General features: G+C 68.8%; 14 protein-coding genes and 3 pseudogenes. 8 read left to right on the plus strand and 9 right to left on the minus strand.

The window, feature by feature from the left end; genetic code table 11:
• Window positions 1-1,042: 1,042 nt before the first annotated feature.
• Both ACFVXA_RS29870 and ACFVXA_RS29875 read right to left on the minus strand, forming a co-directional pair.
• Window positions 1,043-1,204: pseudogene (locus tag ACFVXA_RS29870) on the minus strand (alpha-hydroxy-acid oxidizing protein); the annotation flags it as partial.
• A 43-nt stretch (window positions 1,205-1,247) separates the two neighbouring features.
• A complete protein-coding gene (locus tag ACFVXA_RS29875; protein WP_390027660.1) occupies window positions 1,248-4,793 on the minus strand; it encodes a trypsin-like peptidase domain-containing protein in 3,546 nt (1,181 codons plus the stop codon).
• Window positions 4,794-4,866: 73 nt separating this feature from the next.
• Here ACFVXA_RS29875 and ACFVXA_RS29880 point away from each other — a divergent pair, with 73 nt between their 5' ends.
• Entirely contained in the window at window positions 4,867-5,211 is a 345-nt protein-coding gene (locus ACFVXA_RS29880) for a CU044_2847 family protein (RefSeq protein ID WP_384400034.1), read from the plus strand.
• Window positions 5,212-5,232: 21 nt separating this feature from the next.
• Here the strand turns inward: ACFVXA_RS29880 and ACFVXA_RS29885 are convergent, their stop codons facing one another.
• A complete protein-coding gene (locus tag ACFVXA_RS29885; RefSeq protein WP_390027682.1) occupies window positions 5,233-5,388 on the minus strand; it encodes a hypothetical protein in 156 nt (51 codons plus the stop codon).
• A 536-nt stretch (window positions 5,389-5,924) separates the two neighbouring features.
• A pseudogene (locus ACFVXA_RS29890) lies at window positions 5,925-6,155 on the minus strand (hypothetical protein); the annotation flags it as partial.
• 25 nt (window positions 6,156-6,180) lie between these two features.
• Here ACFVXA_RS29890 and ACFVXA_RS29895 point away from each other — a divergent pair.
• Window positions 6,181-6,327, plus strand: a complete 147-nt coding sequence (locus ACFVXA_RS29895; RefSeq protein ID WP_390027662.1) for a hypothetical protein — start codon at window positions 6,181-6,183, stop codon at window positions 6,325-6,327.
• A 221-nt stretch (window positions 6,328-6,548) separates the two neighbouring features.
• Here the strand turns inward: ACFVXA_RS29895 and ACFVXA_RS29900 are convergent, their stop codons facing one another.
• Entirely contained in the window at window positions 6,549-7,157 is a 609-nt protein-coding gene (locus ACFVXA_RS29900; protein ID WP_362030996.1) for a TetR/AcrR family transcriptional regulator, read from the minus strand.
• Window positions 7,158-7,203: 46 nt separating this feature from the next.
• Between ACFVXA_RS29900 and ACFVXA_RS29905 the strand changes: the two genes are divergently transcribed.
• Window positions 7,204-7,668, plus strand: coding sequence for an SRPBCC family protein (locus ACFVXA_RS29905; RefSeq protein WP_390027664.1), 465 nt, complete (start codon window positions 7,204-7,206; stop codon window positions 7,666-7,668).
• Between the two features lie 247 nt (window positions 7,669-7,915).
• On the opposite strand, the gene ACFVXA_RS29910 is transcribed toward ACFVXA_RS29905, so the two are convergent.
• Window positions 7,916-8,473, minus strand: coding sequence for a hypothetical protein (locus tag ACFVXA_RS29910; RefSeq protein ID WP_390027666.1), 558 nt, complete (start codon window positions 8,471-8,473; stop codon window positions 7,916-7,918).
• Window positions 8,474-8,901: 428 nt separating this feature from the next.
• Between ACFVXA_RS29910 and ACFVXA_RS29915 the strand changes: the two genes are divergently transcribed.
• Both ACFVXA_RS29915 and ACFVXA_RS29920 read left to right on the plus strand, forming a co-directional pair.
• Entirely contained in the window at window positions 8,902-9,453 is a 552-nt protein-coding gene (locus ACFVXA_RS29915; RefSeq protein ID WP_384024022.1) for a hypothetical protein, read from the plus strand.
• A gap of 374 nt (window positions 9,454-9,827) precedes the next feature.
• Complete coding sequence (locus ACFVXA_RS29920) at window positions 9,828-10,253, plus strand: DUF3592 domain-containing protein (protein ID WP_384024024.1); 426 nt, start codon at window positions 9,828-9,830, stop codon at window positions 10,251-10,253.
• A gap of 342 nt (window positions 10,254-10,595) precedes the next feature.
• Here the strand turns inward: ACFVXA_RS29920 and ACFVXA_RS29925 are convergent, their stop codons facing one another.
• Window positions 10,596-12,017 (minus strand): hypothetical protein, encoded by a 1,422-nt coding sequence (locus ACFVXA_RS29925; RefSeq protein WP_390027668.1) that lies wholly within the window; start codon window positions 12,015-12,017, stop codon window positions 10,596-10,598.
• Between the two features lie 1,020 nt (window positions 12,018-13,037).
• Between ACFVXA_RS29925 and ACFVXA_RS29930 the strand changes: the two genes are divergently transcribed.
• Both ACFVXA_RS29930 and ACFVXA_RS29935 read left to right on the plus strand, forming a co-directional pair.
• Window positions 13,038-13,382, plus strand: a complete 345-nt coding sequence (locus ACFVXA_RS29930) for a hypothetical protein (protein ID WP_390027684.1) — start codon at window positions 13,038-13,040, stop codon at window positions 13,380-13,382.
• A 212-nt stretch (window positions 13,383-13,594) separates the two neighbouring features.
• A complete protein-coding gene (locus ACFVXA_RS29935; RefSeq protein WP_390027670.1) occupies window positions 13,595-15,766 on the plus strand; it encodes an SUKH-4 family immunity protein in 2,172 nt (723 codons plus the stop codon).
• An 8-nt stretch (window positions 15,767-15,774) separates the two neighbouring features.
• On the opposite strand, the gene ACFVXA_RS29940 is transcribed toward ACFVXA_RS29935, so the two are convergent.
• Window positions 15,775-16,314: a transposase gene (locus ACFVXA_RS29940; RefSeq protein WP_390027672.1), complete on the minus strand. Its 540-nt coding sequence runs from the start codon at window positions 16,312-16,314 to the stop codon at window positions 15,775-15,777.
• Between ACFVXA_RS29940 and ACFVXA_RS29945 the strand changes: the two genes are divergently transcribed.
• Window positions 16,278-16,703, plus strand: a complete 426-nt coding sequence (locus ACFVXA_RS29945) for a hypothetical protein (protein ID WP_390027687.1) — start codon at window positions 16,278-16,280, stop codon at window positions 16,701-16,703. The genes ACFVXA_RS29940 and ACFVXA_RS29945 overlap by 37 nt on opposite strands.
• Before the next feature lie 1,400 nt (window positions 16,704-18,103).
• Here the strand turns inward: ACFVXA_RS29945 and ACFVXA_RS29950 are convergent.
• Window positions 18,104-18,451 (minus strand): annotated as a pseudogene (locus tag ACFVXA_RS29950) (IS5 family transposase); the annotation flags it as partial.
• Between the last annotated feature and the right edge of the window lie 456 nt (window positions 18,452-18,907).

Here is an 18,907-nt window from a genome sequence, read left to right on the forward strand (position 1 = left end):
CTCCGGCGACGCCTACGTTGAGGCACCAAGCAATCAACCGCCGCAACGGAGTGAGTCGGCGACAGATACACATCCCGTCAACAACTAGGGGATCTGCATGATCAAAGGTCGTATCGCAAGGACAGTGGCCTCGACTGCGCTCGTCTTGGGGGGAGCGATGGGAGCGATGACCCTAGCGCCGAGCGCAGTAGCGGATAGCGGCTCGTTACCGACCGCTGTCCCTGCGTCCAGCAACTCCACACTGCAGTCATGTTGGGGCCAGCGGGTGTTCGGCAGCGGGGGCCACCATGGGAACAAAACCTGGTGCGACTCGGGGCGTTACCGTGAGGTGATCACGTGTGAGACCCTGGGGGGCTACCAGTACGTGCACTACGGTCCCTGGGTATGGGCGAGCGCGGAGAGCACCGCATGGTGCAACCTCGGCGACGAGATCATCGGAGACTGGACGCAGACGGGGTGAGTCAGAGGCTCCTTCTGCCGTGGGCAGCGGCCTCGTCCAAGGTTTCGTCCGCGGCCTCTTGGTTCCGATGAAGGCGCCGGGACGCCGCTGTTCACCGCAGTGAACTTGAGAACGATCAAACTGTGGGGCTCCTTGGCGAGCTCCGGGTAGTGGTGGTCACCACCGCCATGGCGTTCGCCGCTGCTCTCGCTCGTGTCACGCCAGCCTCAGCAGTTTCCGTTCGGGGAACGGTCACAGTGACCGTTCCCCGAACGACTTTGTTCGTCGATTGCGTCGATCGCCAGGGATGCGCCGTCGGCCAGGCATTGGTGCAGTTCGGCCCGATGGGTGCGCTGCCACACCGTGTGGCGTCGTGTGGTGACGGGCACGGCATAGCGGTGCTGGGGGAGAGCCTCACCATCAACGGACAGACGCAGCCGAGGTGGTTCCAGCCGGTGGCTGGCGATCAGTCCGTTGAGGACGTCGGAGGAGATGAGGGAACCGGGGGCGTCCACGGCTTGGGTGACGTGGCGGTAGTCGCGGCGCAGCGACCGGCCAAGAACTCGTCCTGGCCCAGCCGCTCCGGGATGGACACGATGGTCATCCCGCGCTGCCCGCCACATAGCCGACCGGACCGGGCCCGAGCCGCCGCTCGGTGAGCTCCTCCAGCCGGGTCAGATCGGTGGCCAGCCGCGGTACGGCACCCGTCATTCCGTTCAGATAGATCTCGTACTGGAAGTCGGCCCGAGGCCCTCTCGACGACATCACACCAGCCCACCTGACCAGCGGAAATCAAGTCGGCGAGGCGTCACTGTGTGGTGGGGCCCGCCGGCAGGGCTCGTGGTGGCTTTGCTGAGGGTTCGATCGGCCGGGACCTGGCCTCACCGGACTCGAGCGCACTGGATTCTGTGCGCGGGGACTCCAGTTCGTTCAGGACGCGCTGCGCGGTCGAACGTTCAATATCAAACACCAGCTTGTCGCTTGCGAGCACCGCCTTAATTTCCGCGATCGCCAGCTGGCGGTTGACGCGGGCGAGGAGACGGGCGGACTCCCAACGTTCGGAGGAGTTGAAGCTGTCTCGGACCATCGCAAGGAGTGCCTTCTCACCGGCTTTCCGGTCGACTTGCGCCAGCGTGTACGCGTGGTGCGCTGGTGGTCTGAAAAAGTTCCTGCCGCGGAACTCGCGGCGGAGTACTTTCGCGGCCGTCCGCGGACTGATTCGCGCCAGCGCGTCGACCACTTCCGGGCCTGCGCTGTGGAACGTGTCCTCGCCAATGCGCTTCTTGAGGGCACGCACGGCGCGTCCGCGATCCAGCTCCGCCAGCAGTCCGGCGACCTCAGCCGTGTCGGGGTCGTGATTCAGTTCGGGCTTACGGACCAGCTGTTCCAGGACAGCTCGGGCCTGCCTCGCGTCATGCAGTACCAGCGCCTGCGCAGCGGTCACCCGTTCCTCCCCGGAGCGGGTCCGGTCCAGCGCCCACTCCGTCAGCAGCCGGGCCGGATCCCGTCCGTTCTCCGCCGTGGCGGCCTCGACGAGGATTTCGGGGCCGCGCAAGCTGGCCACATCCCGTCCCGCGATCAAGGGCGGGGCTGGGAGGGTCCGCAGCTCCGGCAACAGTTCCGATAGGTACATGGCCGCCCTGAGGCGGTCCCCCAGCGACAGGGAATCGTCGCACACGAGGGAGGTGAAGGCCTCCACACCCAGGGCGTGTTCCAGCAGCCCGAGGGTCCCCGCCGCGTCGAAGCGTGAGGTGACGACGGCCTGCGGCCCCGCGGGCACGTCATAGAAGTATGTAGTGGTGTCGCGCACCTCGCGCCGCTGTGTAGTTCTTCCGGCGAAACTCATGCCGGTAGCTACGGCCCCTCGGAGCAGTGCGACGGCCCGGTCCCGGTCCCATGCCGCCAGCTCCCATAGCGCAGCCAGGCGCTCGTGGGCTGCGAGTCGCGGCGCTGTCGCCATGTTCTCCAGCAGCGCGAGACCCTCGGCTCGGTCGGCGTAGACGAGAGCGCCGGCGGCCCAGGCGCAGCCGTAGTCCAGTGCAGCGACGCGCAGCCGGGTGAGCATCTGTGGCAGTACGCGTGCCGGAAGCGAGCCCTTGTCGTGCAGCAGGCGGGCTACCAGCCCGGTGGCCTGCCCCGGCTGACGCGGCTGCGCAGGCTCGTCCGTCAGCGCGGCGTCGTGCAATGCCATCGCGTTCGCGTGGTGTGTCGCAGCCGTCCGCGCGCTCTGCGCAGCGCGCGCGTGCGCCTCCCGATGACGCTGCACGGGGCCCGGTCCGAACAGGCTCAGGACCAGGTCACCAGCGTCCATGCCATATTTCGCCCAAAGCCCGAAGACGAACTCCACGTAGGCGTTCTCCTCGGGGAAGTCGCGGACCCGCCAGTCTTCGCTCACCCCCGAAACCACGGCCCGGCCTGCGCTCGTCGCTGGCTCAGTGGTGCGTGCCGTGAGCCGGGCTGCAAGGAACTCCTGCACGGTCTGGTGCAGGAATGCGAGGTCGTCACCCTCGCCGGTCATCAGGCCGGTGCGCCGCAGCAGTTCGCCCACGACCTGGCGCCACTCGTCCTCGGGCAGGTGGCCGGGCCGCAGCTCGGCGGTCTCCCGGACGGCCAGTTCCAGCATTGACAGTTCCTGCCCGCCGATCCTCTGACGGTGCCCCGCCAGCTGCTCCAGCAGGCCCCGTACACGCTTGACGAGTTCGCTCACGGCTTCCGGGGCATCCGGATACCCCTTGACCCGGGCCCGCAGTCCTTCCAGGGCCAGGGTGGGCGGCCGGTGCATCTTCTCCAGGAGACGGTCAACGAACTGTTCGTACAGCTCGATCCGGCCGCGCGGCAGCGGGCTATCCGGTCTCTCCGCGAAGATCACCACGAGCATGGTCGCCAGCAGGGGGATGCCGGCCAGATGCAGCATGTGGCTGCGTTCCGTCGCCTGGAGGAAGCGGTCGGTGAGCGTCTCCGCCTCCGGCAGCCGCAGGCTGTGCAACCACTGATTCGCGAACTCGCGCAGCACGTTCAGTCCGAAGGGCTGCATGCGGAAGACGGGTGCCTCCACCCGCAGCAGGGGCTCGAGTTCCTCACGGGACAGGGGCCGCGTGGTCACCAGGATGTGGAATTCCGGCGTCCGGCAGAGCGACGCGACGGTGTCGAGCACCGTCTTACGCTGCACGGGGTCGAGTACTTCGTCCACACCGTCGACCAGGACCAGCCATGGCACTCCCGGCAGTGGGGGTCCCTCGAACATATCGCGGGGCAGCGGCGTTCTGAGGCGTATGGCCGGGTCCCGTTCTACGGCGGTGCGCAGCAGATCGGAGAGGTATCCGGGCTGCGCGAGGGCGTCGGCCCGCACCCGTACCGGCACCGCGTGAGGTTGGCCCCCGGCCAGCCAGGTGTCGGCGAGCCGCGCGGTGAGCCGTCGGCTGAGGCTGGACTTGCCGGCGCCTGGACCGCCGACCACCACCACGCGGGCGTGCTCTGTGATCAGGGAGTCCGCCGGCAGCAGGGGCGCGTCGCCGAGGTCGGCGTGGGGTTCCACCGCGCCCTGGGGTGAGACGTGCTGGCTGACGTAGACCTCGGCGAGCGGCGGGGTCACGGCGCCGGGCACGCGGACCGCGTACGGATGATCGTCAGCCGCCGCCCGCGCGGCCTCCAGATACGCTCGCAGCGCCGGACCGGCGTACCGCCAGCCGCCCGCCCGCAGTTGAGCGTCGTCCAGGAGATCCATCCAGGCACGGCGGGCGGGAGTCACAGCGCCGGGCTCGTCAAGGACGTCGTACGTCTCAAGGAGTGTCTGCACGGGGATGAGCCGGGCGCCGGGCACGCCCCGCTCCAGCGAGTGCGCGAAGCGGAGTACGCCGCAGACGGCGCCGGTACGCCAGTTGATCACCGGTGCGCCGCTGAAACCGGGGGCGGCCCGCCCGTGCGTCGCGTGGTACAGAGCGACCGAACCACCTTGGTGCGCCCGACGAGAGGGCCCCTGGGCAGTGAAGGAGACCGCGTCGCCGTCCCGGTAGGGCCCCTGGGGGTGCCCGTGCGACCACAGGTCGTCCCCCGGTTCGATCGCCTCGGCCAGGCAGACCACCGGGTGGTCGAGTCCCTCGGGTGCGCGCAGCAGCGCCAGGTCGGCGCCCGAGCCGTCCGGGCCCGTCGGCCGAAACCACTCCGGCTCCGCTGTGAGCGAGAGCTCCCGGCCGCGCCAGCGGGCGGTGACCGGCGCGTCGGCGGAGCCCACCACATGAGCGCAGGTGAGCACCAGGCCGGGCCCCACGAAGAATCCGGAGCCCTCGGCGCCGTCGGCGCCCCTGAGTGCGAGGACGGCGTCGGACAGCGCGTCGACGAGAGCGGACCTTGTCACGCGTCGATTGTGACCGCAGTCACTCTCGTGCGCACCTAATATGCCTGCATACATCGGGAGTTAGGGGGAGCCCATGACGGACGAGATGATTCCGGTAACTCTGCCCGACGGGAGCAGACTGCTGGTGCGGGCCCAACGCACCGAACAGACCGTGGGGAGCGGGGACGACGACGAGCGTGAGATCGCCGCACGCGTACCCAGCATCGACCAAGTCACAGATGCGGTCGGCGGCTTCGCCAACCGCATCGGCACCGCGCTCAGGCGCTCCGCGCCGACCCGGCTCACTGTCGAATTCGACTGCGAGATCGGATTCGACTCCGGGGGCCTGATCGCCGTCCTCGGCAAGGGCAGTGCCAAGAGCGCCTTCCGTGTCGTCATGGAGTGGGACAAGGGCACTCAGGTGGAAGAGGGGAGCTGAGGTTCCGGCCCGGGGCGCGTGTCACGCCGATGCGGCGCCGGACGCGTCGACCGGGGGCGGAAGTGTGCGCAGGCGTTCGCGCAGATCGGCCACGTACTCGGCGGGGCGGGAGGCGAGCGGGCCCGCCAGGTGCTCCAGCCGGGTGTGGGCGGTGGCGCGCAGGCGGCTCGGCGGCATCCGGTCGAGGACGCCCAGGGCGCGCTGAGCGGCGTCGGACAGCTGGTCGGAGGCCTCGGCCTGGTCGAGGACGAGCGTGGCGGCGGCCCATCCGGGGGTGCCGGGCGTGCAGGCGCCGCGGAGCCCTCGGCGCGGGTGCGGGCCTGCTCGGTGCGGCCCCGTGTGAGGTGCGCCTCCGCCTGGTGCAGGGCCAGTTCGGGCACGTCGAACCCGAAACAGCCCGGGGCCTGGCCGGCGGGGCCGGCTTCGAGTTCGGTCAAAGCCACGTCGCGGCAGCCTCCCGGTCGCGGCCCGATGGCGGCATGTCGCGAGCGGGTGATTGCGGCGGTCATGGGCGCCCCCTTGAACTTCCTCCGCGGGTCGAAACCCGAGGATTCTTCTATCAGAGGTTTCGGCCGGTCGCCCGCCCTACGGGTTCCTGCTTCGCAGACCGGCTGGTGCCGAGGTCTCCCAAGCTGACAGGGCCTGCCCGCCCCGAGGATGTTGGGCGCGGCGTTGACGTCAGCGTGCGCGGTGTGCTCGCACGCGGTACACACGAACTCCGCTTGGTTCTTGCGAGAGTTGGCGTCCACCACCCGGCACCGGTTGCACGGCTGCGACGTGTACACGGGATCGGCCCTTACCACTCGCGTGCCTGTGTGCCGGGCCGCGCTGGTGAGGGCCCCACCTGCTTCACACCCCTCGCTCGGCTTGCCGCGCTCGTCGTCCTCGCGGCGATCGCCCTCACCTCGCTCGCGGTCGACGCCGGCGACGAGCTCACCGAGCACCAGGGCCCGCCTCCTGTGCGCCGAGATGAAGGCGATCGACCACGTCGCGCTCGCCTACGGCACCTTGCCGGCCGCCCAGGACACCCCACTCACGCCGGCCATGAAGGCGGTGATGCTGCTGCTTCGGAAGACCCCCTCCGCGTGCACGTGTGCCGCGGCGGCCGGAGCCTGAGTGCGTGGACTTCCCCGTCGATGTCGCGCTCGCCGAGCTCGTCCCGACCCTGTCGGTCGGGGCGGGCCGGCGGTACGAGATGAAGTCGACGGTTCTCCAGACGCTTCGAATATGTCTCAGAAAGCCTGCGAAGCAGGTCGAGGCGTACGTCTGCCTCGGCGACCGATGTTCGAAGGGTGGTCGTCGTCCGGCACAGCCGCTTGGCCTGATCGGCGACTCCGTCACTTCGAGCCGTAGTACAGCCGGAGGAAGTCCTCCATCGCCGCGTCGACGCCGTCGCGGTCACCGGTGGCGAGCAGGTCGAGCAGCAGACCGCGGACGGTGGCGAGCCCCAGCCTGGCGCGGTTCCGGGCCACTAGAGGGTCCGTCCCTGCTGCAACCTCGGCGGCCACGAGCGGCTCCAGCCAGTCGTTCACGAGCCCTTCGAGGACCGGGGTAGCCTCGGGGCGACCCCGCAGCGCGTGCCCGCAGATTTCGAAGAAGAGCCGCTCCTGACCGGCTAGTCGAGGGTCCGTCAGCTGCTGCCAGAGGAGCCGCGCAGCATCGGCGGGCGAGAGACCGGGTTCCAGGCTGAGCCGGGACAGCAGATCACGCTGGCGCTGCTCCGACGTCCGGACGATCTCGACGAGCAGGTGTTCCTTGGAGCCGAAATAGTGGATCAGCATGCGGTGGCTGACACCGATCGCGGCGCCCAGGCCGCGCAGACTCAGGTCCGCGATGCCGTGTGCCGCGACGTAGTCCACGGCTGCGTTCACCAGTTGAGCACGCCGGTCCCCGTCCGTGCCGGGCTCTGCTTCGCCCTCAGGATGTGAGCCGTCCGTATTCACCACGTCATGAGTGTACCAATTGGTACATGCCCTGTGTACCGTGTGGTACATGAAGTCTGTCACCGTGTCGATCGACGTACCGCAGGCGCCCGAGCAGGTCTACGACTTCCTCGAAGTCATGGCTCACCACGAGCTGTTCACCAACCACTATCTGACCGACTGGCGCTACAGCGGCCCAGGCCGCGGCATCGGATCGTGCGCCACGGTCACAGCCGCGCTGGGCGGCACGAAGACCCGCGTCACCATCGAGGTCGTCGAGGCCGACCCGCCGCGGCGCATCGTCGAACGGAACGTCAGCGCGGCCGGCCGACGTCTGGCCCACGGCACCTACACCATCGAACCGCTGCGGACCGGTGGGAGTCACTTGTCGTTCACGTATGCCTGGGCGCGCGCCCCGCTCGCCGACCGCCTGCTGGCACTCGTCGTCCGGGCCACGATGCGGCGCGCCAACCGCGCGGTCATGCGACGCCTGGCCACCGAGTTGGCTCGCCACGTGTCCGCTGCCGGATCCTGACGTTGGTGCATGTCAGCTCTTTTGCCCGACGCAAGACCCGAGGCCGACCGTGTCCCTGCCCGCACCCCGGGCTCGGACTGGCCGAGTCGGCTTCGTCCAAACCCGGTGCACATGCCTGGTTCTTGGCGCAGCAGGCCGAGCGACATACCGGCCTCCTCCACCCCCGGAGCAACACACCCACCAGCACGTCGCAAGCGCCGAACAAAGAGGCAGAACGAAACCCCGACGGAAGCTGCACGCAGATGTCTCATGAGACATGGCTCAGTCTGGCCTCGCGGCCTTCAACATGCTGCCGCCGGGCGTGGCCTTGGACGGCGAGGCCGTGATCTACGCCCAAGGGAAGATCGATCTCGCGGCGGGAGCAGTCGCCTTCCCTATCCACCCCGGCCCGAGCGCGCCGTCTCGCCGAGAACCTGCCCACCCACTTCGCGGCCTGGGACGTCCTGCCCCACCCCGAGCAAGGCGACGTACGAGCACGTCCGTACGACGACTGCAGGGCCCTGCTCGTCGACCTGCTTGAGGAGTACGACGTCCAGCCGCCGCTCCAGCTGGTCCCGATGACCGACGACCCCGCCGTGGCCACGGCTTGGTACGGGGTCCCGCCGGTAATGCTCCAGGATTGAACGCTAAGGCTGGTCACGGTGGACAGCAGCTCTCCGGTGCGCGGGTGGCGGGCGGTGAGGTCCATCGCGGAGAACGCGCCGCAGTGGATGCGCAGGGCGAGACGGTCGCGGTGGAGGACGTCGAGCACGTCGAGGATGTGCCCGGTGCCGCGTACGAGGCGGAACATCTCGGAGATGTGCACGGCGTCGCCCGGCCCGGCGCACGCCAGCAGTTCGCCGAACTTCGGGCGCTGCAGCGGGTGGAGGCGGCTGGAGGTGCCAGGGGCCCCTCGAAGATAACCGGGCCTCGATCCCGGCCTCGTCCAGTCACACCGTATTCGTGAGCCGAAGCACGATAGTTGTCACAGAGGCAGGCTTGCTGTCACAGACTGGGCGGCGCGCCCTGGACGCCCGGCGGTGTTCTGGCGGTAGGTCAAGGTCGAGGCGGTGGCGGGCTCTGCAGCACGCGCGTCGGCGGGTGGTGGCGATACACCGCGGGGACAAGGAGGTGTGTCCTGCGGCCGGGAGTGGACCGCTAGGGTGCATTCGCGGCGGTCGGCGGTGTTCAGTTCGTTGCGGTGATGGACGCGGGCCTGACGGTCGAGAGCGGCTGGCTCGCTACCATGGCCCGATGGCCGGGACGAGCAAGCCAACCGACACGCCAGCGCTCCGCGTGCTGGCCCGCGCCGCCCGCGCGAACCTCGGCGAGTTCGAGCACCGGGTGCGCCGCCGCCCCGGCCTCGGCGGGGCGGCGGCGTGTCTGGTGATCCTCGTCGTCGTCATGAACTTCCTGGTCAACGGGCCGGAGAACGTCTGGGGCCGCGGCGTTGTGGTGGTTGGCCTGCTGATCGTCATCACATGGGGTTATGTCTGGTTTCAGCGCATGCGTGGTGGGCTCTACCTGTTCTCGGAGGGTTTCGTCGACGCCGCCGGCAGACGTGTGGTCAGCGTGGCGTGGTCGGAAATCCGGTCGATAGAGGGCGAGAAGACGCAGTTCGCCATTGGCTCGCTTCCGGCGGGCAGCGCTTTCGCCTACGAGGTGGCGTTCACGGCGCGGGTGACCGGCCGCGAAGCTGTGTGGAGGTTCAACACCACGTACAGCGACGTAGGTGAGCTCGCCGGACTGATCTCCCGGCGTTCCGGTGTCCCGGTGACCGGCCTCACCGACCCGTACCAGCTGTGAAGTGGCCTCGGGCAAGCCATATTTGGCGATGACAGATCAGCCAGCTTTGAGCCCCCGAACGATCCGACTTATACGCCTCGCCAGCTGCGACGTGTCCGGTGACAGCAAGCCTGCCTCGCCCCTCGCCGATGACAAGTAGCGTGCGGACACCGACGGGGACGCCATCAGCAGCGGAGGCATAGGCACGGTCTGACCCACCGGAGACCTCCACGGGTTCCACAAGATCGCGCCGGCGGACCGCCTGACGTCCAGCGGCCGCATGCCACAACGCCGCACCGACCTGCGGAAAAGACCATGCTCACGTTCCGGCGCGGCAACAGAGGCGGCCACATCTGCCCAGCAACCAATGACGTCACTTACGCGTCGGACACCACATGGAACGCGAATGGCTCTTCTCGCTCATACCGTTGCTGATCGGCGTGAGCTTCCTCTGTGCTGGCGTGTATGGACTCCGCCGCGCCAGCGCGCTCCGACGCACCGGAATCACTGCGGTAGGCCGAGTCGTGCGTCACGACACCAGGCGAGACGACGACGGAGCCAAGTACCACCACCCCGTCGTGGCCTGGACCACCCGGGACGGCCGCGACTGCACGTACCCCTCCAACTTCGGCCGCGGCACAGTTCTCCACGGCTACGGCATCGGCAACTCCGTCACGGTCCTCTACGACGAGAAGAACCCCTGCCGCTTCGAGATCCGAGGCTGGGACAACCCGTCGATCTACCTGGTATTCACCGTCGTGGGAGCGGCGCTCACAGCCGGCACCCTGTCGGTTCTCCTGGTCTTGCTGATCACTGGCTGATCACCAGCGGCTTCCGCAGGAACCCGGAGATCCGTGTCCGGTGACAGCGATTCTGGACGGATCGTCATCGAAGTTGGACTGCCCTGATCCGTACCGGCCTCCACCCCCTTAGGAGAAGGCCGTTCCTTCCAAATTTGAAAGGAACGGCACGGCGGGTCGGCGCACCTGGCACCGATCTCGTGGTTCGCTGCTCACCGGCGGATCGGCTGGTGCATGGTCAGCCCATGGAGAACTTCTTCGAGCGGGTAGGCCGCTGGCACGATAGTTGTCACCAAGGAAGGCGTGCTGTCACCAGGGCCACCGGACGGCGTGCTGAGCAGAGTTCTGGACCGCGGTGCAGTCTCAGCTGTCCACCCCGGCTTCCCACTTGCGTCGGCGCAGCACGTGGTCGCTGAAGAGGTGTCGGCTCCGGTCGAGCAGTTCACCCACCTCTGCGTCGCCGCGCCGCCCGTCCGGCGACGGATGCCAGCGCTGCACTGATTGCCCCGCCCAGGTGCGCAGCTTTATATCCGGGTCCTCGAACAGACCGACCGCCGCCTGTAGCGCCACGATGCCGCCGCGCGCGTCGAGCAGCCGGAATGCGCCGACGCGGACGTGCCGCGGCTGCTCGGAGCTGGTGCGCTCCAACAGCCGCTCGGCGGGCAGTTCCTTGGCCGAGGGCAGCAGGGCGGCGGCGGTCTCGCGGACGACACCGGCGGCAGGGTCGTCGAGGAGCGGCCACAACTGCTTCGCATCCACGCAGTCCAGTGCCCGCAGTCCTGCCACCGCTCGCGCCCGCACCCCGGCCGCCGGGTGCACGAGCAGCGGCCACAGCAGGCTGGCGTCCGCGCGGTTCCCGCACTCGGCCAGCCCGATGACCGCACCGGGCGACAACTCGGGGTCGTCCGGTGCCGAGCACCGCTCGCGGTACCAGGCCGCCGGGTCACCTCCCTGCTGTCGTACGACATACCGGGCGCAAGCACGCACGAGCGCGGACCGGTCGCTGAGAAACGGCTCCGCCTGCTTTGACCGTCCCGCCCGTCTCAGCGCGGTGACGCCGGCCGAACGGGTACGCGGGTTGCGTGCGGACAGCAGTGGAGGCAGCACACCCTCGTAGGCCTCCTCATCCCCCAGAGCCGTGAGCGCCGCTGTGGCACACAGGTCCTGGACCACGGTGTCCTGGTCCCCGGCGGCCGCGCGGGCCAGCTCAGCGGGACGGAGCAGTCGGCCCTCGATGGCCAGCCGGTACGCGAACCGCCGGACGATGCGGTCGGGGTCAGCGAAGAGAACAGCGAGCTGCCCGTGGGATGCCTGGCGCAGGATCTGGCGGAGCGCATCGACGCCGAAGGCACCTCTGTCGCGGCGGCCGACGCGGAGGATGAGCGGCGCAAGGTCAAGGGCAGAGTCCACGTTCAGGGCCTCGCACAGCAGCTGCCGGGCGTGCTCGCGCACTGGGCCGACCCAATCGGCGCAGCGGATCACGACCAACGGCAGCAGACTGGGGTATCGGACCGGCTGGCGCAGCGCCTCCTGACGGATCCGCCCGTCGCGGTGGCAGAGGGCGAGTGCGAGCCGAGACTCGCCGAGCTGAGTCAGGTTGGCGGGCAGTGGGGCGGAGTGCTCCCACCCCGGCAGGAACTGCGGGCGGTACCAGGCCACCTCGCGCACTCCTGCGTCCAGCGCGAGCCAGTCGCCGGGGTCGGCGACATCAAGCGTGCTTTGAAGCGGCGCACCTCCCGCGAGCCGCGTCGCTGCCGCTGTCCCGTCCTCGATGTCCTCAAGCATTCCCGCCCCTCCGGCAGTCGTACCAGGTGATCGTAGGGTGCGGGGTTCGCGTAGGGCGCGCGAAGTATGACCCGTGATCGCCGAGGGCCGCTGCTTGACACCCTGCCCTCCAGAGGCTGAACACGGAACGAGACTGGCCACTCTCGTGCTCAAAGCGGCCAAGTGAAGCGCTCGGTCACAGGAGGTCATGAGCCGAAGCGCGATAGCTGTCATCAGGGCCGGCGGACGGAGCATGCAGAGGCGGCCACAGGGGTTGCGGGACAGCTCAGGCGGCTGCGGAGCCGTCTGAGGCGGTGACATCGCCCCTGCTTCGCTTGCCGCTGGTGACACGTAGCGCGCTGCATCGGTGACAACCGCCCTGCTTCGTACTCACTGAAGCCGCAGGCCAGCGGATGCCGATGGTGACAACTACCGTGCTTCGGCTCATTATTCGCGGGCCGTCGCACAGCGCTCTGGCTGCGGCCCGCTCCCGAATCCGCACCATGAATACGAGGCCGAAGATGACCAGGATGTGGCCGCCCGGCGGCGCCCGCCGCCCGCTCGCCCCGCGCGTCGCCGTGCCCCGCGCCGGTCGACCCCGCCCACATCGGCCGCCGCGTCGCCCGGCGCCGGGCGAAGGGGCATGGACGCCGTCGCCGTTGCGACGGCCCTCGAGGAAACACGGTTCGACGCCCGGCAGAACTCGCGGCACGAGGACCTGGCCGCCGGTCGTCGGTGTGGTCGTCAGCGGTGCGCATCGTGGAGCGGACCAGCCCGTGCAGGTGGCACGACCACAGGGCGAACGAGTCTTCGCGGACGAAGGGCCGCTCGATGAGCCGCAGGGCGGGTGCCTCGTGGGCCATGCCCGCGGACCGGGTCGCGAGCGGGACGTCGAAGGAGTCCAGGAGGCTGACGGAGCGGAGCACGTGCCGTTCGTCGGGGGTGAGGTCGGAAAGAGTGCGGGAGACCAGGACGGGGAAGTCGTGGTCGAAGTCGGCCGGCTGCGGGGTTCGGCCGGTGCGGCGCAGCTCCAGGAACCGCATGGTCGACGCGGCCCTCGCACAGATCCCCGACGCCTACCGCCACGGCACCCCGATCCTCATCCGCGCCGACAGCGCGGGCAGCGCCAAGGCCTTCCTGACCCACATACGCTCCCTGCACAAGGCCGGTGCGCTGGGTTCCGTCCTGCTCCAGTGCCGGATGCCAGACCTGCGGGGGCAGGGCGCGGATCGCCTGGCGGATCGGCGCGGTGACGGCGTGTCCGACCGAGAAGGACGCCTGGACACCGTACGCATCCACCTTCGGATCGCCGACACCTGGCCCTGGCGCCACGAACTCGCCGACGCGTTCACTCGCCTCGCGGCCCCGCCCCGACCCGCGACCTGACCAGCCGAACCGCCCCTGCCCACCCACCACCCGAGGAACCCCAGGAGCACCCGGCCACGCGCCGGCCCCCGCCATGCCCAGCCGCCCACGCACCACCCACGCGACCATCCGCGCATTTCAATCGACCCCAGCTGAAACACGGAGGTTAGGGCTAGAGTCCAGAGAGCCAGGCGCGAGTACGGGCTGAATGATCAGATGGACGTGGACAAACAGTGACCGAAGGGACCGTGTCGCACATCGGCGACTGGTGGCACTCCCGGCGCCCGGCGGGCACTGCCGCGTACCTCGTCGATCCGAGTGGATCCGACGGGGCAATGGTCCTGCGCGAACTGCACAGCGGCATGAGTGAAAGTGTCCTCGTCGATGCCTCCGGCCTCACCGCGGAGCAGGTGCACGAAACTGCGTTGCTCGCCCTTGGTGTCGACCTTGCCCCGGGTCGCCGGGACGAGTGGCGCGCCCAGCTGTACGACATGGCTGGCGACCGTCTGCTCATCGTCACGAACACGCATCGAGCGGGGTCGACCCGGCGCTCCTCCGAACCCGAGCACCTCATCTCGGGGACGATCGAAGCGCTCGCCACCGGTAGAGTCGGGGTGCTCGCCCACGTCATCCCGCGTGACCTGCTGGCTGCGGGTGACGAAGATGACGACGACGAATACGAGCAGAACGAAAGCCGGGTCGTGTTCCAGCTCCCGGAACACGACAACGCATCCGCCCTCCCCGACTCCACGGCGCTGCGCGCGCTCGCGCTCGCGGAGCCGCGCGTCGTACCGACACAGGCGTGGGCCGAGCTGACAACGGCTTTGAGCGGTGAACCGGTCTCCATGGCCGAGCTCGATCAACTGACCCTGACCACAGCGGAACTTCTGCCGGGACCGGACGGGGTGTCCTTCGCGGACGAGGGCCTGGCCGAGGCGCTGCGGCAGGACATGGACCCCGCAGAGCTGCGGCGGGTCAACCGGCACATGACCGACTGGCTTTCGCGTCACGCTCCGGAGTTCCGCCATCCCATGGGATGGAGCCGGTCGGGCCCCATGGGGTCGTACGCGGCGAACGGGCTCGCCATGCACGCCGCTCAGGCGGGGGCCTTCGAAGAACTACTGCGGCAGGGCGGTCCGCTCGCGAACATCCCGCAGACGGCACTGCTTGACGCGGCGTACTTCGCGTTCGAGGGCAACATCCCCGGCAACTCGGCCGCCGCCGACGCCGTTTACCTCTGGCTCTACGGTGTCGTACCGCCGGGGCAGCCGGAATGGGCCTCCTGGCTGCACCTGATGTCGACCACCAGGGGCGACGGTGACTTCGCCTCGGCCGTCGCTGAATCCGGCGTACGCCTGCCGTGGAAGGCGGCCTGGACACGCTGGCGGCCCCCGGGTGGCTACCACCCGCGCTTCCTCGGCCCGGGGCCGGTCGACGGACTGGCCGAAGTCCGCTGGCAAGGCCGGCCAGCCGTCGCCGGGCTGTACAGTGCCACTTCACGGACCGCTGTCTGGGATGCCGCCACAGGGGAACTTCTCGCCGGTCCCTGGAACGCAAACGAGATCCCCGCCGAACATCGCGCCGACCTCGCCAGGCCCGCGTCTCCCGGTAGCGGCCGCGCCGCCCCCGAGACCTTCCGGGACCTGTGGCACGCCGTCCCCGACGCCCGCAGCGCTCACTTCACCCTCTTGCACAGCCCGCCTCTGCCCCTGGCCGACCGTGTCATCCTCGGCGGACCCGGCGGCCTCTTCGCCATCGAGCCGGCGCCCGGCGCGGCGTTCGAGGGCTTCAGCTTCCCCAACGTTCCCCCACTGTCCGGCTTGTACGCCGCCCCCGGCGAGATCGCCCCGGTCGGCGCCCCTCCGCCCAGCCCTTCACACCTCGCCGAGTTGTACGGAGCCGACGCAATCCGCGAGTTCGACGAGGACGAGATCCCCGAACGACTGGCGGACGAAGCCACCCGCCGTGCTCTCATCACCTTCGGCCTCCCCGACATGCGGGAAGGAGGAATGGGCATCTACCCCTGGGGAGACGAGCAGTTGGAGGACGTTCTGACCGAGACCCCCTGGCCGCCGGACATCGAGAGGCCCGAGGAGACCGGTCCATTCTTCCAGTTCGGCCGATGGATGGGCGGCGCACTCGTCGTCGACGGCCCCACCGGTCACGTACTTCGCATTCCCGCAGAACCGGGTGAGGACGCGCTTGCGGCACTTCCCGCAGCATTCAGCCTGGAGAACTTCTTGGCCATGGTGGCCCTCTGGATCACGGGCCTGCGCACCAGAGCGATCATCGAGGAGCACGACGAAAGGTCGCTTCTTCCCCAGCACGTTCTTATCGCCCTACTGCGCATCGACAAGAACGGGGTACTGGCCCGGGCCTGGACCTACGCCTTCCACAATGCATGAGGGCGGGATCACTCATGCCCACGGCCGACCCGACCCGACCCGCCGCCCGGAACTGGTCGGCGAGGGTGTCCGTGCGGCCCTGAACGCGCGTCGCCGGTGTGGACGGACATCAAGTCCTGACCGGACAGGCCGCGCTCGACCAGCCAGTCCGGTGCGGGAGGGCGGGCCGCGATGCCGCGCTGACGCTCCAGCTCCCGCAGTTCCTCGTCCAACGTCTCCCCGGCGATCGCCAGACCGGCTGACTCGTGATGAGCCCGGACAATTGTGGAATCCACACTGACCAGCTCAAGCCCGACCTGCCCACGGGACGCGGCCTCGGCGATCAGCGTGTCCATCAGGCCCTGGAACACCCCGGCCTTGGACCAGGCATTGAACCGGTCATAGAGCGTCGACCAGGATCCGTATCGTTCTGGCACGTCACGCCAGCCAGAGCCGGTGCGGAACCGCCGCAGGATCCCGTTGAACTGCTCCCGCATCCGCCTGCCGGGGACTTGGGTTCTAGGATCCGGAGATGGATATCGATATTGAGGAGTGGGCAAGCGGAGCACGGCCAGCGATACGCGACATGATCGATAGTCTCGGCGGAGACGTTGAGGCGTTCGATGCCGATCCGCTCTCGGCAGTTGCGGTCCTGGACGACCTCATCAACCGCATGCCGTGGCGGCAGTTCGAGGAAAACAACTGGGTCTGGATCCACTCGGAGCTGTCGGCGTTCATTGCAGAAGTCCTTATCCACCACTACGGGGGAGTTTGGAAAGCTGTGCCGGACGCCTCCGCACCCCAAGGATGGGCTCCAGTCATCCAAGTCTGCGGCAAAGACGGGCTCGCTCGCCAAGTCGCCCCCATGGTGTTGGTGTACCAAGAACTCCACCCCTTTCCGCAGCGGATCCCGCGCCTGGTCGAGCGCGCCGCTGCCCTCGCCGGGCACGGCCCTTGAGAGCCCGAGGTTCTCGCACAGACGCTCACCCTGCCCGGGCTCGCCCGATCGCCTGGCCAGCCTCGTACAAGCCGCTTCCTGCCACTGGCAGTCAGGCCCGGATCTGGCAGCCAATGAACGCGGCCGGCTGTCCTTCGAGGGGTCGGCTGGTTCCTCGCCTACGACCAGGAGCACGAGCGCGTCGACCTCGGCCCCGACGTCGCCAGCGACACGAACTCGATCATGTCCCACCTGCTCGAGGTCGAACTGTAGGCGATGCGCTCGTCAGACCACTTCCGTCGAGGCCGTATGAACACCCGCCAGTCACTACCTCGCTGACCTGGGCTCATCCTCTATTTTCGGACCAGCAGAGTGGTCTGCCTGGTTGCATTGAGGACTCCAGCTCGGAGGGAAACTGCAGGCGGCTATGGCGTCGGTCTGCGGGTTGATGACGAGTTCCGCGGCATTTGTGTATGTCTCGTACCCGGTGAAGGCTTGGCTGTTGTCCAGCATGTTCTCTCCCTGTACGGCCGATAGTCGCTGAACCATGCTCAGCGCACTTTCTTCCTCTGGCTCCCATGCTGCCGGTAGCGTTCCCTGGCGCTGTCCTCCAACTGGTGGATGTGTCGGCGGAGGTTGCTCGCGGACAGATGCCGCGCAAATTGCTCTGGTCGGAAAATCGCGTACCTTGCGAGGGGGAGGGAGCTGCGGCGGAGACCAGCGGAGCCTTCACCGGGTACGACACGTACGCGCATTCCACCGTAATCGTCGTCGATTTGCAGAAGCCGTCCGTGGCCGTGTGCAGGCCGCTTCCAGTTGGAATTCCTTTCCGTGGTGCAGGGAAGTCTCCCTCGGCCTCCGCAGACATGACGCGCCGTCGCTACGCGAGGGGAGAGGCGCCGCGTCCGCGTGGCTGGCCGACCCCTCCGAGACCGGCGCGACGGCCGGTCCCGGACTTGACCGCGGCGGCGGTCCTGGTCGTGGCGGGCATCAGGAGATCTCCGGATCATCGGTTTGGCCGCCGCCCTCGATGAGGGTGAACATGCGGTCGTAGGAGTCGAGTTGGCGTTATTCGACCTCGACGAGATCACGTGCGGTGCGGCGTTGTGCCGGCGGGTGGGCAGGGCCTGGGAGGCTTGGTGGTGGCGGTAGTCGCCGCGCAGGAGGGCGGTGGCGCGGGCATGGACGGGGTCGATGATGGTCTGCTGCCTGGCCCGGCACTGCGGATGGCGGGAAACTGCGGACGGCAGCGACCGTCGGCGCTCAGGTGAATCTTGCTGGTGAAGCCGCCGCGCGAGTGGCCCAGGCCCTCACCTCCTGCACCACCTCCACCAGTCGGCCGACGGGGCTCTGCCACGGAGTCTCGTCCTGGTGTTCTGCCGCCTCGTCCCCCTTTGGCCTGGCGGGCGCGGGTGATGGTTCGATGTGCGCGCCGGCTGCGTGGTGGTGTGCCCGCACGGTGGTGGAGTCCACCGAGACGTCCCAGTCGGTCTCTCCCGCCGTGTCGGCCGTAGCCGGAACCTGCTGCAGCAGACGTTCCCAGGTGTCGTCCGCCGCCCACAGCCGATGGCGCTCGTAGACCGTCTTCCAGGGCCCAAACCGCTCTGGCAGGTCACGCCAGTGCACCCCGGCCCGCACTCGGTGCAGGATTCCGTCGATCACCTGGCGGTGATCGTGCCACCGCCCGCACCGGCCGTTGCCCACCGGCAGGAACGGCCGCGGCGTTCCCACTCCGCGTCCGACAGATCACCGCGTTCTCCCCGTCCCATGCCCGATACAACGAGCAGATCAAGCGAAGGCCACCTGATCGGCCGGAGAGCTCCTGGTTGCGGCGCTGTCCGGGACCTGTCGCGGATGGGGTTGTTTCGCGTAGCGCTCACGCTGGCGTTGTGGTGCCTTTCGTGGGCGGTGGTGCTGGGTGTGGGGGTTGGTTGTTTGGTGGCTGGCGGTGGTTCCGGGGGGCTTTGGTCGGTGGGGCGGTCGGTGAGGCTGCTGGTGGTCTGTGCCGGGGCCTGCGGGGGGCTCGGGGCTGCCGGGGGCTGTGGGCCCCCCTTTTTTGTGGTCTGGGTTTGGGTGGGTGGGGGGCGTGTCCCGTGCGGGGGTGGGGGCTGGTGGTGGTGGGTGGGGGGTGCTTTTAGTTGTTGTTTATGTGTGTGTCAAGTCCCGATTTGTCGGAGGGTGACGGGGGGTGGGGTGGCGGGGCTTACTTGTTGCACGGCCTGGTC

It is taken from the genome of Streptomyces sp. NPDC058246 (assembly GCF_042881985.1).
Lineage (GTDB): Bacteria > Actinomycetota > Actinomycetes > Streptomycetales > Streptomycetaceae > Streptomyces.